At 71.2% G+C, this 15,231-nt stretch carries 16 protein-coding genes; 9 read left to right on the plus strand and 7 right to left on the minus strand.

Translation table 11 applies throughout. The features are described 5' to 3' along the window. The first annotated feature begins 93 nt into the window (after positions 1 to 93). On the plus strand, positions 94 to 507 hold the full coding sequence (locus tag AB3M82_RS07290) for a hypothetical protein (RefSeq protein ID WP_412956691.1): 414 nt from the start codon (positions 94 to 96) through the stop codon (positions 505 to 507). Positions 508 to 608: 101 nt separating this feature from the next. On the opposite strand, the gene AB3M82_RS07295 is transcribed toward AB3M82_RS07290, so the two are convergent. Next, on the minus strand, positions 609 to 1,673 hold the full coding sequence (locus AB3M82_RS07295; RefSeq protein WP_412956692.1) for a LacI family DNA-binding transcriptional regulator: 1,065 nt from the start codon (positions 1,671 to 1,673) through the stop codon (positions 609 to 611). 57 nt (positions 1,674 to 1,730) lie between these two features. Between AB3M82_RS07295 and AB3M82_RS07300 the strand changes: the two genes are divergently transcribed. From AB3M82_RS07300 to AB3M82_RS07310, 3 genes are all read left to right on the plus strand, one after another. After that, on the plus strand, positions 1,731 to 2,957 hold the full coding sequence (locus AB3M82_RS07300; RefSeq protein WP_412956694.1) for an MFS transporter: 1,227 nt from the start codon (positions 1,731 to 1,733) through the stop codon (positions 2,955 to 2,957). A 9-nt stretch (positions 2,958 to 2,966) separates the two neighbouring features. After that, entirely contained in the window at positions 2,967 to 3,662 is a 696-nt protein-coding gene (gene nucS, locus AB3M82_RS07305; protein WP_412956696.1) for an endonuclease NucS, read from the plus strand. Between the two features lie 96 nt (positions 3,663 to 3,758). Next, positions 3,759 to 4,424: an HAD hydrolase-like protein gene (locus AB3M82_RS07310; RefSeq protein WP_412956699.1), complete on the plus strand. Its 666-nt coding sequence runs from the start codon at positions 3,759 to 3,761 to the stop codon at positions 4,422 to 4,424. Positions 4,425 to 4,523: 99 nt separating this feature from the next. Here the strand turns inward: AB3M82_RS07310 and AB3M82_RS07315 are convergent, their stop codons facing one another. After that, a complete protein-coding gene (locus AB3M82_RS07315) occupies positions 4,524 to 4,730 on the minus strand; it encodes a cold-shock protein (protein WP_017203899.1) in 207 nt (68 codons plus the stop codon). A gap of 712 nt (positions 4,731 to 5,442) precedes the next feature. Here AB3M82_RS07315 and AB3M82_RS07320 point away from each other — a divergent pair. Further along, the gene (locus AB3M82_RS07320; RefSeq protein WP_412956700.1) at positions 5,443 to 6,261 is read left to right on the plus strand and encodes a shikimate 5-dehydrogenase; all 819 of its coding nucleotides are present in this window, start codon (positions 5,443 to 5,445) and stop codon (positions 6,259 to 6,261) included. Between the two features lie 132 nt (positions 6,262 to 6,393). Here AB3M82_RS07320 and AB3M82_RS07325 read toward each other — a convergent pair whose 3' ends face one another. Further along, a complete protein-coding gene (locus AB3M82_RS07325) occupies positions 6,394 to 7,596 on the minus strand; it encodes an MFS transporter (RefSeq protein WP_412956701.1) in 1,203 nt (400 codons plus the stop codon). Positions 7,597 to 7,709: 113 nt separating this feature from the next. Between AB3M82_RS07325 and AB3M82_RS07330 the strand changes: the two genes are divergently transcribed. Further along, positions 7,710 to 8,159 (plus strand): MarR family winged helix-turn-helix transcriptional regulator, encoded by a 450-nt coding sequence (locus AB3M82_RS07330; protein ID WP_412956703.1) that lies wholly within the window; start codon positions 7,710 to 7,712, stop codon positions 8,157 to 8,159. 74 nt (positions 8,160 to 8,233) lie between these two features. Here the strand turns inward: AB3M82_RS07330 and AB3M82_RS07335 are convergent, their stop codons facing one another. Next, the gene (locus AB3M82_RS07335; protein WP_412956704.1) at positions 8,234 to 9,262 is read right to left on the minus strand and encodes a zinc-binding alcohol dehydrogenase family protein; all 1,029 of its coding nucleotides are present in this window, start codon (positions 9,260 to 9,262) and stop codon (positions 8,234 to 8,236) included. A gap of 139 nt (positions 9,263 to 9,401) precedes the next feature. On the opposite strand from AB3M82_RS07335, the gene AB3M82_RS07340 reads away from it, so the two are divergent. Next, positions 9,402 to 10,583: an alcohol dehydrogenase catalytic domain-containing protein gene (locus AB3M82_RS07340; protein WP_412956706.1), complete on the plus strand. Its 1,182-nt coding sequence runs from the start codon at positions 9,402 to 9,404 to the stop codon at positions 10,581 to 10,583. A gap of 85 nt (positions 10,584 to 10,668) precedes the next feature. On the opposite strand, the gene AB3M82_RS07345 is transcribed toward AB3M82_RS07340, so the two are convergent. After that, complete coding sequence (locus AB3M82_RS07345; protein ID WP_412956707.1) at positions 10,669 to 10,944, minus strand: hypothetical protein; 276 nt, start codon at positions 10,942 to 10,944, stop codon at positions 10,669 to 10,671. Beyond that, positions 10,941 to 11,165: a hypothetical protein gene (locus tag AB3M82_RS07350; RefSeq protein WP_412956708.1), complete on the minus strand. Its 225-nt coding sequence runs from the start codon at positions 11,163 to 11,165 to the stop codon at positions 10,941 to 10,943. Before AB3M82_RS07350 ends, AB3M82_RS07345 begins: the two co-directional genes overlap by 4 nt. A 279-nt stretch (positions 11,166 to 11,444) precedes the next feature. On the opposite strand from AB3M82_RS07350, the gene AB3M82_RS07355 reads away from it, so the two are divergent. Both AB3M82_RS07355 and AB3M82_RS07360 read left to right on the plus strand, forming a co-directional pair. Further along, positions 11,445 to 12,782, plus strand: a complete 1,338-nt coding sequence (locus AB3M82_RS07355; protein ID WP_412956709.1) for a serine/threonine-protein kinase — start codon at positions 11,445 to 11,447, stop codon at positions 12,780 to 12,782. A 257-nt stretch (positions 12,783 to 13,039) separates the two neighbouring features. After that, positions 13,040 to 13,624 carry a hypothetical protein gene (locus AB3M82_RS07360; RefSeq protein ID WP_412956711.1) on the plus strand — a complete coding sequence of 195 codons (585 nt, stop codon included), beginning with the start codon at positions 13,040 to 13,042 and terminating at the stop codon, positions 13,622 to 13,624. On the opposite strand, the gene AB3M82_RS07365 is transcribed toward AB3M82_RS07360, so the two are convergent. Next, positions 13,603 to 15,216 (minus strand): LuxR C-terminal-related transcriptional regulator, encoded by a 1,614-nt coding sequence (locus tag AB3M82_RS07365; protein WP_412956713.1) that lies wholly within the window; start codon positions 15,214 to 15,216, stop codon positions 13,603 to 13,605. The genes AB3M82_RS07360 and AB3M82_RS07365 overlap by 22 nt on opposite strands. Between the last annotated feature and the right edge of the window lie 15 nt (positions 15,217 to 15,231).

The following is a 15,231-nucleotide window of genomic DNA, read 5'->3' on the forward strand; positions in this document are numbered from 1 at the left end:
CGCCTCGGACCCCGCGGAGGCCCGCTCGGCCTGCTAGACCACGTGTGCCAGACCGGGTCACCGCGCCCGGCCCTTCACACACCAGGAGCGTTCATGAAGATCCGACACAGCATCGAGAAAGTCCTCCTCGCGGCGATCGTCGTCACGGGGTCCGTCCTCGGAGCAGCGCCCGCTTCGGCGTCCCCGTCCTCGACGTCCTCCGCCACAGCGTCGGCAGCAATCGGCGCGCGCACGGACACGGCGCTCGCCCGACTGCGGAGCAATGCGTCGTGCTCCTCGCTCTACCTCACCGGGGTCCTGAGCAACGGCACCATCGTAGGGAGCTGCCGGCCGGCGAACCCCCGGGCAGGCGCCCGGATCAAGCTGACGGTGACGTGCAACTACATCGCGCCGTACCGGCACGACGTCTATGTGACGCTGCACCACGGAGGGTCGTTCCGCGTGAACTCCGGATGCCTCGGCTTCGGCACGTGGAACCTCACCTACAGCCGGACCTGGGTCGGCTGAGGGGCGGCCCGGATGAAGGAGGTCTCGCGAAACGAAGGAGGGAAGTGGACGGATGCTCCTTCAGATCGCGAGATCTCCTTCGCTTCGCGCACCGCGCGCCGTCAGCGGGACGGCGGAGCGGTCGTGGTGCCGATGCGCAACCGGCAGTGCAGGTTCTGGGTCTCACCAGCCTCGCCTGCGAGCATCCGGGCGACCAGCTCGCCCGCGGCCCGCCCCTTCTCGACCGCCGGCTGCACGCTCGTCGTGAGTGAGCGTCCGCCGATGCCGTCGATCGCGATGCCGTCGAAGCCCGCGACCGAGACGTCCTCGGGCACCCGCAGCCCCAGCTCCTCTGCCGCGCGGATGACGCCGACTGCGAGCAGGTCGCTCTGCGCGAGGATCGCCGTGGGCCGGGTCTCGGCGTCGGCGAGCAGCATCCGTCCGACCGCGATGCCCTCGTCGATGAAGCTTCCCGCCGCAGAGATCGCCGGGGCGTCGGGAAAGACCTGCCGCATGCCCTCCAGCCGGTCGACGGTCACCCCGACCGTCGCCGACGCGAGGCGCTCGGCCGTGACGGGTCCGCGACGTCGCTCGCCGTCGAGGGTGAGGGTGACCAGCGCCACGTCGCGGTGGCCGAGGTCGTGCACGTGCTGGGCGACGGCGGCCGAGGCGGCGGTGTTGTCGAGCGCGATGCGCGGGATGGTGGCGTCGCCCGGGTCGCCCTCGATCACGACCACGGGCAGCCCGCGGCCGCGCACGGTCTGCACCGATTCGCGGGTGCGGCCGGACCAGCCGATCAGCACGTAGGCGTCGACGGGGGCATGGGCGAGGGTCGAGCCGTCGTCGCCGGCGCGGTCGCGCATGAGCAGGATGCCGGCGCTGAGCTCGGCCAGTCCGTCGGCGAGACCGTCCATCATGGCGGTGGTCACGGGGTCGAGGAAGGCGTGCCGCAGGTGCCCCTCGAAGACCACCGCGACGATGCCGCTGCGCCCCAGGCGGAGGGAGGCGGCGCGCGGGTCGGGTCCGGCGTAGCCGAGGGCGGATGCCGCCGCGAGCACGCGCTCGCGGGTCGCCTCGGCGACCTTCGCCTTGCCGCTGAAGACCACCGAGGCCGTCGAGATCGCGACGCCGGCTTCCCGCGCGACGTCGGCGATGGTCGCGCGCCGGGCGGGCTCCTGACTCGTCATACTCCGAGGATAGCTTCGGCTTCCGCCTGCTCGAATCGTTTCGATAGGCTGGCCGTCATGGTGTCCGCCCTCACCCGCTCCCAGTTCGTGCGCTGGCGCGCCGCGATCTTCGCGATCTTCCTCGCCAGCGGCCTCTCGGTCGCGACCTGGGCGTCCCGCGTGCCCAGCATCAAAGCCGACCTCGATCTGGACAACGCGCAGGTCGGCCTGATCCTGCTCGGCATGGGCATCGCATCCATCATCGGCATCTCGATCAGCCCTGCCGTCATGGCGCGCACCGGCGCTCGACGAGGGATGCTGCTGACGATGCTCATGTTCTCGACGGGCATCGCGCTGGTCGGCGTCGGCTCGACGGTTCTGGCCTCGGTTCCCGTGGTGCTGATCGGCATGGCGCTCTTCGGGTTCGGCAACGGCTGCCTCGACGTGATGATGAACGTCGAGGCGACCGCGATCGAGCAGCAGACGGGGCGCACGGTGCTCCCGGTGTTCCACGCCTTCTTCAGCTTCGGCACCGTGATCGGCGCGGGGGTCGGGGCCCTCGCCGCGCTGCTCGGCCTGACCGTCGTCGTGCACGCCGGCATCATGGGCGTGCTGCTCGCGCTCCTCGCCGTCGTCTGCTTCACCCAGGTGCCCGTGCGCGAGGCGGCGCTCGACCCCGAGCCCGAGGAGAAGCGGCACTGGCGCGAGCGGCTGCACATCGCGCTCGAGGCCTGGCGGGAGCCGCGCACGTATCTGCTGGGCGTCGTGATGCTCGGCATGGCCTTCGCCGAGGGCGGGGCGAACGACTGGATCGCCCTGGGCACCGAGCAGGGCCACGGCTTCGAGACGGGCACCGGCGCCGTCGCCCTCGCGGTCTTCTCCGTGGGCATGACGGTGGTGCGGCTGTTCGGCGGTCCGCTGGTCGACCGGTTCGGTCGCGTGCCCGTGCTGCGGGTGCTCGCGGTCTCGGCAGCCGGCGGCGTGCTGCTGTTCATCCTCGCCCCGACGTTCCCCCTCGTGCTCGTCGGCGCCGCGCTCTGGGGTATCGGCGCCTCCCTCGGCTTCCCGCTCGGCATGTCCGCCGCGGCCGACGACCCTGCCAAGGCGGCCGCCCGCGTGAGCGCGGCCGCGACCATCGGCTACGTCGCGTTCCTCGGCGGCCCTCCGGTGCTGGGCTTCATCAGCGAGCACATCGGCCTGCTCAACACGCTGTTCATCCTGGTCGCCCTCGTCGTGGCATCCGGCCTGTTCTCCGGGGCGGCACGCCCCCTGCGCGACGACGAGAAGATCGCGGCGACGAAGTAGGCTCGTCGGGTGCGTCTCGTCATCGCCCGCTGCTCGGTCGACTACACCGGCCGGCTCAACGCCCATCTCCCGCTCGCCACGCGTCTGCTCGTGCACAAGGGAGACGGGAGTCTGCTCGTGCACTCCGACGGCGGCAGCTACAAGCCGCTGAACTGGATGAGCCCGCCCTGTTCCCTCACCACCGAGGAACCGGGCGAGGAGGAGGCCACCGCGGGCGTCGTCGAGGTGTGGCGGGTGACGCACAAGAAGACGGGCGACGCGCTGCGCGTGCAGATCTACGAGGTGATCCACGACTCCTCGCACGACCTCGGCATCGATCCGGGCCTGCAGAAGGACGGCGTGGAGGCCGACCTGCAGCGCCTCCTCGCCGAACAGGTCGAGCGCATCTCGGAGGGCGCGACCCTCGTGCGCCGGGAGTACCCGACGGCGATCGGTCCGGTGGACCTCTTGGTGCGGGATGCCGAGGGCGCCGCCATCGCGGTCGAGATCAAGCGCCGCGGTGACATCGACGGTGTCGAGCAGCTGACCCGCTACCTCGAGCTCCTCGGCCGCGACCCCCACCTCTCGCCCGTGCAGGGCGTGTTCGCGGCGCAGGAGATCAAGCCCCAGGCGCGCGTGCTCGCCGAGGACCGCGGCATCCGCTGTCTCGTGCTCGACTACGACGACATGAAGGGCATCGAGTCGGGCATCCCCCGCCTGTTCTGACCCCCACTCGTCCGAGGGAAGGGGTGCCGGGGGCCGGTGCTGCACGTCTGTGCACCGGCGCCGTCGCGCTCTCCCGCTGCCCATAGGCTGGAGGGCATGGCCTCTTCCCCCTATTCGTGCGTGCTGTGGGATGTCGACGGCACCATCGTCGACGCCTCCGTCGGCATCCTCCGCCGGCTCGATGTCGCGCTGACCCACTTCGGCCACCACGCGCCGACGCGCGAGGAGCTCGTGCACTGGATCGGGCCACCCATGTTCCAGTCGTTCCAGGACCAGGCGGGGATGACCCCGGCGGAGTCCACCGAGGCCGTGGCGTTCTACCGCACCCTCGGCAAGGCCGACGGCTACACCACCGACGTCACGACCTACCCCGGCGTGACCGCGCTCATCCACGACGTCCACGCGGCAGGCATCCCCCAGGCCACCGCCAGCTCGAAGCCCGAGATGCAGGTCGACGCGCTCATCGATCACTTCGGCTTGCGCCCGGCCTTCCTCACCACGGTGGGCGCGACGCCCGACGAGGCGACGCTCGCATCGAAGACCGACATCGTCGCCGAGGCGCTGCGCCGCCTGGCTGCGCGGGGAGCCGACACCTCACGCCCCGTGCTGATCGGAGACCGTCATCACGACGTCGAGGGCGGCAATGCCAACGGCGTGCCGGTGGTCTTCGTCGGCTGGGGCTTCAGCGAACCGCACGAGGGCGACGACGCGGCGTTCCGCGTCGCCTCCGTCGACGAGCTGCGGGCACTGCTGCTGCCCTGACCGGGTGCCGGCATCCGATCCGGGCCCGGAAAGCACAGAACTCCCCGCCGGATGCCGCGCGCGGCGGATCCGGTCGGGGAGTCCGTACTCCTGCCGCCCTCAGACGGGGCGGATGTTCTCTGCCTGCAGGCCCTTGGGACCCTGCGCGACGTCGAACTCGACTCGCTGGTTCTCTTCGAGAGACCGGTAGCCGGATGACTGGATGGCGGAGTAGTGCGCGAAGACGTCAGCGCCTCCGTCGTCGGGGGAGATGAAGCCGAAGCCCTTCTCCGAGTTGAACCACTTGACCGTGCCCTGGGTGCTCATGTACTGCCTGTTCTGCTGGAAAAAATAGCCGACGCAGGGATGCACCGACATCGCTAACGCTAGTGGAGCAGTGCCCGCGGGCAATAGCCCCGATCAGAAGGTAACCCAAATGTTGCATGACCGGCATATTGGCGACGTGCGGGTCAGCACGCCGGATGCGGGACCGCCGGCCTGAGCGCCTCCGGCATCCGGCGTGCCGGACGAGACAGCGGCGGAGCCGCCGGGACGGACCCTCCTCGGGAAATGGTGTGGCCCTCACCGCGGGGGGAGCGATGAGGGCCGAAGACGACCGGAGGGTGCGTCAGGGTCCACCATATATCTTTTTTCTGTTCTTTGTCCCCCATTTGGGGGACAAATCACGAAAAAGGTGCGAAGATGAAGACAGCGGCCCCCTCGAGTAGCCCATTGGGGACTGAACTACTCGAGAGGGCCCAATCGCATGCACGGATCGTCTTGCCTCTGGGGAAGGCTGTCCGTCTTCTGGGGAAAGACGGAGACGATCGATCCCCTTGTGCATGCATCTTCACCCTAGGGGAAGGGAGCGCGTTCCCGCCACGGAGAGATTTCGGCGGCGGGAGGTGCGCGGGTGGAGGGAAGGATCCGCACGGATCGCAGGTTTCGGGCGGAGGCAGGGCGAACAGCACGGAGGCACCATCCGTCGCCCCGCCTCCCCCGAATCCGCGGTGACCGAGCGTCTGGGTAGCCTGGTCCGGTGACCATGCTGAACAAAGACATGACGCTGTGCATCTCGCTGTCCGCACGACCGAGCAACAACGGCACGCGCTTCCACAACTTCCTCTACGAGGCCCTCGATCTCAACTGGATCTACAAGGCGTTCGCGCCGACCGACCTCGGCCAGGCCATCGCCGGTGTGCGGGGCCTCGGCATCCGGGGCTGCGCGATCTCCATGCCCTACAAGGAAGACGTCATCGCGCTGGTCGACCGTATGGACCCCTCCGCGACGGCGATCGAGTCGGTGAACACGATCGTGAACGACGACGGCGTGCTCACGGCGTACAACACCGACTACACCGCGATCGCGCAGCTCATCGAGGAGAACGCGCTCGACGCCTCGGCATCCGTCCTGCTGCGCGGATCCGGCGGGATGGCGAAGGCGACCGCCGCGGCCTTCCGGGACGCGGGCTTCACGGCGGTGACCATCGTCGCGCGAAACGAGCAGGCCGGACGGGCGCTCGCCGAGCTCTACGGCTTCGGGTGGCGCGGCGAGGTGGGCGACGCGACGGCGGACATCCTCGTGAACGTCACGCCCCTCGGCATGGCCGGCGGCCCCGAGGAGCACACGCTCTCCTTCGCGGAAGACGCGATCGCCGCGGCATCCGTCGTGTTCGACGTCGTGGCGCTGCCCGCCGAGACCCCGCTCGTGCGAGCCGGTCGCGCCGCCGGAAAGACCGTGATCAGCGGCGCCGAGGTGGCGACGCGGCAGGCGCTCGAGCAGTTCGTGCTGTACACCGGCATCCGTCCCACGCAGGAGCAGGTGCGCGCCGCCGAGGAGTTCATGCGCGCGCAGTGACCCTGCGTCGCCCCGCTCGCGCGGCCACCGGTTCCCGGGCGAGCGGTGCGGGTGCGGAAGGAGCGGGTGCGGACGACACCGGTTCCTGAGCGAGGAGCGCAGCGACGAGACGAAGGGCGCTCGACGTCCGGATCAGGCCGAGACGGTCTCCAGGGTCGCCGTGGGGGTGTCGCGGTGCGCGGCGAGGGCGGTGCGGCGGGCGCCCGCGGCGGCGAACGCCATGACGACCAGGGCGGATGCCGTGATCGCGGCCCCGATCCAGATCGGCGCGGTGTAGCCGAAGCCCGCCGCGATGCCGACGCCGCCGGCCCAGGCGCCGAGCGCGTTGCCGACGTTGAAGGCGCCGATGTTGGCCCCCGAGGCGAGGGTCGGCGCGCCGCCGGCGTACCGCATGATGCGGCTCTGCAGTGCCGGGACCGTCCCGAAGCCGAAGCCTCCCATGATCACGAGGATCACCAGGGTGGCGGGCTGCGACCCGGCCAGCAGGCCGAACGCCACGAGCACCGCGGCGAGCGCCGCGATGAAGCAGAGCAGCGTGCGGTCGATCGACCGGTCGGCGAGGCGTCCGCCCACGGCGTTGCCCACCACGAGTCCGATGCCGAACAGCACGAGCAGCCACGGCACGGCCTCGTCGGCGAAGCCCGCGACGCCCGTCAGCGTGTAGGCGATGTAGGTGAACGCGCCGAACATGCCCCCGAAGGCGAGCACCGTGACGACGAGCGACAGCCACACCTGCCCGGAGCGGAAGGCGGCGAGCTCGCGCCGCAGGCTCACGGCGGCGCCGTCGGTACGCGGCGCGGTGACGAGTGCCGCGATGCCCGCGAAGGCGACGACCCCGATGACGGAGATCACCCAGAACGTGGCGCGCCAGCCGAACTGCTGGCCGATGAACGTGCCGAGCGGCACTCCGAGGACGTTGGCGGCCGTGAGGCCGGTGAACATGATCGAGATCGCGCGCGCCTTCTTGTCGGGCGCCACGAGCTCGGAGGCGACGACCGAGCCGATCCCGAAGAACGCGCCGTGGCACAGGGCGGCGACGATCCGGCCGATCATCGCGACCGAGTAGTCGGGCGCCACGGCGGTGATGGCGTTGCCCGCGATGAACAGCACGAGAAGGCCGAGCAGCACGGCCTTGCGCGGCAGCCGCACGGTCGCCGCGGTGAGGCCGAGCGCTCCGACCAGCACGCTGAGCGCGTAGCCCGAGATGAGCCAGCCGGCGGTCGCCTCCGTCACGGCGAAGTCGGCGGCGACCTCGGGCAGGAGGCCCATGATCACGAACTCGGTGAGTCCGATTCCGAAGGCGCCGACGGCGAGGGCGAGAAGTCCGAGTGGCATGGGTGTGCTCCGAGGTGCTCTGCTAAAGTAGTTGCAGACGCGGGATATTGCGTCCGGAAGGCAATGTTTGCACACGCAAGTAATTTGCGCAAGCAACTATCTCGGAGGTCACCATGGGCATCTCGGACGACGCCGTCGAGATTCGCGCGCGCGGATGGCGAACTCTCGCCGCGCTGCACGGCATCATCGAAGCCGAGCTCGAGCGTGCCCTCGCGGCATCCGCCGGCCTGTCCGTCGTCGAATACACGGTGCTCGACGCCCTGAGCCGGCAGGACGGATGGCACATGCGGATGCAGCAGCTGGCGCGCGCCACCGCGCTGAGCCCCAGCGCCACCACCCGCCTGGTCACCCGTCTCGAGGACCGCGGTCTGCTCACGCGCATCCTGTGCGCCGATGATCGACGCGGCATCTACACCGAGCTCACCGCCGCCGGACGCGCCCTGTACGACGAGGCGCATCCGATCCACGACGAGACCCTCGAACGCGCGCTCGCCGACGCGGTCGCCCAGCCCGAGCTCGCTCCGGTGGTGCACGCCCTGCAGGGCAGGGTCGCCGCGGTCTGAGCCTGCCCCGGGTCCGACCCGGTCTCGCGCCAGCACAACTTCGGAGATCGCGCACGACACGCCGTCGCACGGCGTCAGTCGCGGGTGACGACGACCTTCCCGATGGTCTGCGAGGTCTCGACCAGGCGATGCGCCTCGCGCAGGGTCGCGGCGTCGAGCGGGCTGAGCCGCGTGGTCAGGGTCGACCGGATCGTGCCCTCGTCGAGCAGCCCCGCGACCCGGGTGAGGAGCTCGTGCTGGAACGAGTCCTCCGGCTCGTGGATCGGCCGGGTGAACATCAGCTCCCAGTGCCACGTGACGCTCTTGGCCTTGAGGGCGTCGATGCTGCCGCCGGTCTCGTCGATCGACACGACCTCGCCGCGCGGGCGGATGACCTCGGCGATCGCGTCGATGTTGCCCGGCGTGAACGAGGTGAAGACGTAGTCGACGCCGTGCGGGGCGATCCTCCGCACGTCGGCCGTGAAGTCGCGGCCCACGACGTGGTCGGCGCCCATGTCGGTGACCCACTCGGCCGACTCCGGGCGCGACGCCACCGCGATGACCGTGAGCCGGGTGAGGGCTTTCGCGAACTGGATGACGAGCGAGCCGACCCCGCCGGCCGCACCGATCACGAGGAGCGTGCCCTCGCTGTCGGCGGCGAGTCCGAGCCGGTCGAACAGCGCCTCCCACGCCGTGATCGCCGTCAGCGGGACGGCGGCGGCTTCAGCATCCGACAGCGTCCGCGGGGCCGGACCGACGATGTTCTCGTTCACGAGCTGGAATCGCGCGTCGGACCCGGGCCGGTTCACCTGACCCGCGTAGAACACCCGGTCGCCGACGGCGAACCGGTGCGCGCCTTCGCCCACGGCCACCACGCGGCCGACCGCGTCGAAACCGAGCACCCGCGGCTCGTCCGACGGCCGGGGTCGAGCGCGGTTCTTCACATCGACGGGATTCACCGAGACCGCGTCGACCTCGACGAGCAGATCGTGCCCCGTCGGCGAGGGCGTCGGCAGTGTGACGTCGACCATCGACGAGGGGTCGGATGCCGGACCGCCGACCGCATCGATCGCGGGCATCTCGGCGGGTGGTTCGGACGTACGGGTGGGTGTCTGATCCGTCATGCGACGACCCTACCCACCGTCACGGGGTCGACGGCGCGAACGCAGGCAAGCATCCTCCCCGGGGCGGTGTCAAGCGGGTGGGCGGATGCCGGCTGGCAGGCGAACGTGGAGCCCGACCACATCCGAGACGGAGGACACGATGAAGGCACTCACCTGGCAGGGAACCCGCGACGTGACGGTCGAGGAGGTGCCGGATCCCGTCATCCAGGAACCGACGGATGCCATCATCCGGGTGACCTCGTCGGCGATCTGCGGCTCCGATCTGCATCTGTACGAACTGCTCGGGCCGTTCCTCGACCGGGGCGACATCCTCGGGCACGAGCCGATGGGCGTCGTCGTCGAGGTCGGCTCGGGGGTGAACACGCTCAAGCCCGGTGACCGCGTCGTGATCCCGTTCAACATCTCGTGCGGGCACTGCTTCATGTGCCGCAACGGCCTGCAGTCTCAGTGCGAGACCACGCAGGTGCGCGAGTACGGCAGCGGCGCCTCGCTGTTCGGGTACACCAAGCTCTACGGCCAGGTGCCCGGCGGCCAGGCCGAGTACCTGCGGGTGCCGCTGGCCGACTACAACCACATCCCGGTCGCGCAGGATCTGCCCGACGAGCGCTACCTCTTCCTCAGCGACATCCTGCCCACCGCGTGGCAGGGGGTCGAGTACGCCCAGGTGCCCGAGGGCGGCACCCTGGTCGTCATGGGCCTGGGGCCCGTCGGCCAGTTCGCCGCCCGCATCGGACGGCACCGCGGCTACCGCGTGCTCGCCGTCGAGCCCGTGCCCGAGCGGCGCGCGATGGCCGAGCGCCACGGCATCGAGACCTTCGACCTGACCGACTCGGTGGTCGACGAGCTGCGCGACCTCACCGAGGGCCGCGGAGCGGACGGAGTGGTGGATGCCGTGGGCCTCGAAGCGCACGGCAACTCGGGCGTCTCGTTCCTGCAGAAGGCGGTCGGCCTGCTCCCCGACGCGTTCGCGCGCCAGATGATGGACAAGGCCGGCGTCGACCGGCTCGCCGCCGTCTACGCCTCCATCGACACCGTGCGCCGCGGCGGAACGGTCTCGCTCAGCGGCGTGTACGCGGGCGACGCCGACATCCTGCCGATGAAGACCATGTTCGACAAGCAGCTGAACCTGCGCATGGGCCAGTGCAACGTCAAGCGGTGGGTCGACCAGCTGCTGCCGCTCGTCGAAGACGTCAGCGACCCGCTCGGCGTCATGGATCTGACCACGCACCACGCGCCGCTCGAGGACGCGCCGGGTCTGTACAGCACGTTCCAGAAGAAGGAGGACGGCTGCATCAAGGTCGTCCTGCACCCCGGTTCCTGAGCGAGCGCAGCGAGACGAAGGACGCCTCACGCGGACGCCCTTCGTCTCGTCGCTGCGCTCCTCGCTCAGGGACCGGGGACCGGGGTCAGTCGCGACCGCGGTTGCCCAGGCCGGGCTCGTCGTTGTGCTCGGAGTTGTACGACTCGACCTCTTCCGAGGCGCGCTCCTCCGTGTCGGAGTCGACGCCGACCGCGGCGGCCGAGCCGGAGTCCGCGCCGCCGCCGCCGGCGGGAACCTCGTCCACGCCGGCGCCGTCACGCTCGCGCTGCTCGAGCAGCTCCCGGATGCGGGCCTCGGCGTCGGAGCCTCCGGGCATCTGCGTGTTCGGCGAGCTCATGCCCTGGTTCTCGAAGCCGCTCATTCGTCGCCCTCCTCCTCCTCGACCTCCGCCGGCGAGTCGGCGACGCCCAGGTCGGGGTCGGTGTTGGTGCCGGCGTCGAGGGGTTCGTCGCTTGCGCCCTCGGGCCGGACGTCGTCGTCGGGGAGTGTGGTGTCGTCGTTGTCGACCAGCTCCTCCTGCTCCGGGAGGATGACGGGCTCTTGCGAGCTGACGGAATTGATCAACTGCTCCGGGTTCGACATGGTGCTCTCCTCTGGTCGTGGTGAGGATTCCAGCGTCGCCGCGATCGCCGCCGGACGGCTACCCGTTGACAGGTCGGCGCGACCGGCGTAGGTCGACGCACTGCGGACCCCCGCGCAAGAGCCGGGCGGTCGAACCGCGTGGGGATACGGCATCCGCGACGGAACGCTCGCACAGTCGAATCAGCCTTCGGGCTCCGCGTCAAGGGGTATGTCGTGCCGCCGAGCCGACCGTAGGTTCGAGGTCGACACGAGATCGGGAAGACGGCAGCGAGGAGCGACATGGTGGAGGCCTCCGCGCCGACGGCGCCGCTCCTCGACGGGCGATACCTGCTGGAGGAGCCGGTCGGCAAAGGCGGGATGGCCACCGTCTACCGGGCGCAGGACATCCATCTCGGTCGCACGGTCGCGGTGAAGATGATCCGCGACGAGGATGCCGTGGCGGATGCCGCGGATCGCGCGCACACCGAGAAGGCCCTGCTCGCGTCGGTCAGCCACCCCTCGCTAGTGACGCTCTTCGACGCGAAGCTGGATCCCGGCCGTCCGCAGTACCTCGTCATGGAGTTCGTGCACGGCCCGACCCTGGCCACCCGCATGGCGTCGGGACCGCTGGCCCCTCACGAGGTCGCGCAGATCGCCCGCGATCTCGCCGAAGCCCTCGCCGCCGCGCATGCGACCGGCATCGTGCATCGCGACGTGAAGCCGTCGAACGTGCTCCTCGCCCCACCCCGGCACGGCGGCCGATGGATCGCGAAGCTCGCCGATTTCGGGATCGCCTGCTCGATGGACAGCCCGCGGGTCACCACCCCCGGACTCATGATGGGCACCCTCGCCTACATGGCGCCGGAGCAGCTGCGCGACGCCGACCCGACGCCCGCCGTGGACGTCTTCTCGCTCGGCCTCGTGCTCCTGGAGGCGCTCACCGGGGAGCACGGGTACCACGGGGGCGGGGTCGCCTCCGCCGTGGCCCGCCTGCAGGCCGCCCCGTCGATCCCCGACTCGGTCGCTCCCGAGTGGCGCCGACTGCTCGAGCGGATGACCCGCCTCGATCCCGGGGAACGGCCGTCCTCTCGCGAGGTGGCGGATGCCGTGCGGGATCTGCCGCAGAAGACCGCGGGTACGCGGCGGGCGGTGCACGTGGCCGCGCCCGCGGCCGTGCTCGAACCCTCGGCGGCGCCGAACGGCGGCAGCGACGCCGAGACGGAGACCACGAAAGTCGTGCCCGCGGCATCCGCTCCGGCACGACGCCCGCGCGCTCGGCGCGCGCTGTGGGCGGCGAGCGCCGCCCTCGTCGCCGGTACCCTCGCCGTCGGAGCGTCGGTGATGGTGCCCGGAGGAAGCGATGTCGCCCGTGCGGGGGCGACGACACTGGTCCGGCCGTCCGCCGCACCAGTGTCCGAGCCGACGTCCGAACCGGTGGATGCCGCGACCCCGACGGTCCCGACCGGTACGCAGCCGCAGCCGGTCGAGCCCGACGTCGCGCCCGAGGCCGAGAACGGGCCGAGCACGAGCCGTTCCGAGGAGGCGAGTTCGCAGCAGGGTCCGCCGAGCTTCAGCAACGGCAAGAAGGACCCGAAGCCGAAGGACGAGAAGTCGTCGGGAAAGACGGTCGCCCACTGAGTGTCCCCGAAGGAGGTGGCGGCGCCGTTCCCCAGGACGACGGCCACCACCTCCTCACGCACGCGGGCTTCGGATCTCCCCAGTGGATCCGAAGCCCGTCGTCGCGCTCGCGCGGCGCCGCATCACCCCCCGGTGTGCAGAACCGCGCCATATATAGGACGAGATAGGGGGCGTTTCATGACGGTCGATCGCGGGTGAATCGCGGGTGAATCTTCTTAGGAACGGGCGCGGCGGGAGACGCACTACTGTCGGAAGACGTGGCATTCCCGCATATCCGTGACCGGTGGTCGACCCGCGTCCTCCTGATCTGCGCGGCCCTGGCGGCCGTGCACCTGCTCGCGCACCTCGCGACCGTGCCGCTGCTGACGCTGCTCGCCCCCCTCTCACCGCCGCTCTACGGCCTGGTCGCCGGCGTGCACAGCATCCTCCCGTTCCTCGCCCGCCGCCTCACGGGCGTGCCCGGCACGGCGCTGGTCACCGCGTCGATCGCCTCGGTCTTCGTGGCGGCGACGAACGCGGCGGGGGCGATCGTCGTCGTGCCGCTCGTGCTGGCCGGCGCGCTCATCGATCTCGTGGTGTGGCGGGCCGACGGATCGTCACGTCGCGTCGAGCTCCGCTACGCCGCGGCCGCGGTCGTATCGGGGGCCGCGCTGTTCGCGATCTCGCTGAGCGTGTTCTCGCCGGAGCACCTCACGCCCCTGCTCGTGATCGGAACCCTCGCGGGCCGGATCGCCGGCGAGCTGGTCGCCGCGGGACTCTCGCGCCTTCTCGCAGCCGCGCTCGCACGAGCCGGTGTGGGACGTTCTCTGCGCGACCGCGGTCAGAGCAGACCGAGCTCGTAGGCACGGGCCACGACCTCGTCGCGGGTCGTGACCTCGAGTCGGCGGTACAGCGCGCGGGCGTGCGACTTGACCGTGTTGATCGACAGGTGCTGCGCGGCCGCGATCTCGCGGATGCTGAGATCCTGCGCCAGGCCGTCGAGCACGAGCTGCTGCTGCGGGGTGATGCGGATGCGGTCGGGGTCGGCCCGCAGCGTGTCGCGGGCGCCGTGCGCCTCGGGCAGGAGGTCGTCGAGCCCGCCGCGGCTCTCTTCGGGCACCGCGAGCGCCGCGAGCAGCAGCCCCCGGTCGCGGACGGCGGCGACGAGATCGGTGCGCGCCGCGACACCGGCGTCGGCCGTGCCGCGCCACTCGCTCGCGAGCGCGTGCACCACCAGGGCGTCGACGCGCCCTCGGGTGGTCAGTGACTGGCCGAGAGCGGCTGCCGAACGGCGGGAGGCCCCCACGAGGTCGCCCTCCAGGAGCGCGATGCGGGCGCGGGCCACGTGCCCGGCCGGATGCTCGGCCTGTCCGTCGACGGCCCGCTTCGCCTGCTGGGTCTGGCCGAGGGAGAGGAGGAGGTCGACCTCCGCCTGCATGAGCAGCGGACCGAGGGTCGAGTCCTCGCCGAGCCAGTCCGCGTATCGCTCACGGTCGAGGCGCAGCGCCTCCACGGCGCCGAGCCGATCCCCCCACGCGAGGGCGTGGCGCGCGCGGGCGTACGACACCGCGGGGCCCCAGCCCTGCTCCGCGTTGACCGGCTGATCGAGGCGGTTCACGGCGGCTGCGGCATCCGCCCGGCGCAGGCCCTCCGTGGCGATCAGGGCGCGCGCGACGTCGGCCGTGAGCGCGATGCGTGGCCGGTACCAGCCCTGGGCCTCCGGCGCGCGGTCGTGGCGCTCGAGCCAGACGCCGGCCTGCGCGACGTCACCGCCGAGCGCGAGGAACAGCGCCGACTTGCCGGCGGCATCCCGCTCCACGTAGGGCGCGCGGGATTCGGGTGCTCGCTCGAACGCGTCGCGCAGTGCGAGCACCGCACCGGACAGGTCGTCGGCGAGTCCGCGGGTGATGCCCGCGTGGAGCAGTGCCGCGGGCACGCGACTCGCGACGAGCGCCGGCTGGTGGACGACGGCGATGCGGCTGAAGCGCTCCACGAGACCGGCGAGCCGGATGGCGCGGGACAGCCGGCCGCGCACGCGGAGCGCGATCATGCGGGAGGAGGCGACGCTGAGCAGGCTCAGTGCGCGGTCCGAGCGGGCGATGGCCTCGAGCTTGGCGAGGTCGTCGGCGTCGGGGAGGGAGGCCGTCCCCAGCATCCGGTCCACCGCGTCCGCGGAGGAGTGCAGGCGGATGTCGCGCACCGCCGCCGCTCGGGCGTCCTGCTCGAACGCGTTGAGGGGGATGGCCCGGAGCGCGTGGTCGAGGCGATCGCCGGGCTCGTCGAGCAGCATCGACCAGTGCATGCCGACGAGGCGCACCGCGCGGCTCCAGTCGCGGTCGTCGAGCGCGGTCTGCAGGTCGGCCGCGACCTCTTCGATCACCGGCTCCACGGCAGCGGGCTCGGTGCTCGCGTCGTCGGAAGGTGCGGTCTGTGCGTGGGTGGGCTCAGTCGTCATGGCGTGGTGCGGGGA

Source organism: Microbacterium californiense, assembly GCF_047246625.1.
Taxonomy (GTDB): Bacteria; Actinomycetota; Actinomycetes; order Actinomycetales; family Microbacteriaceae; genus Microbacterium.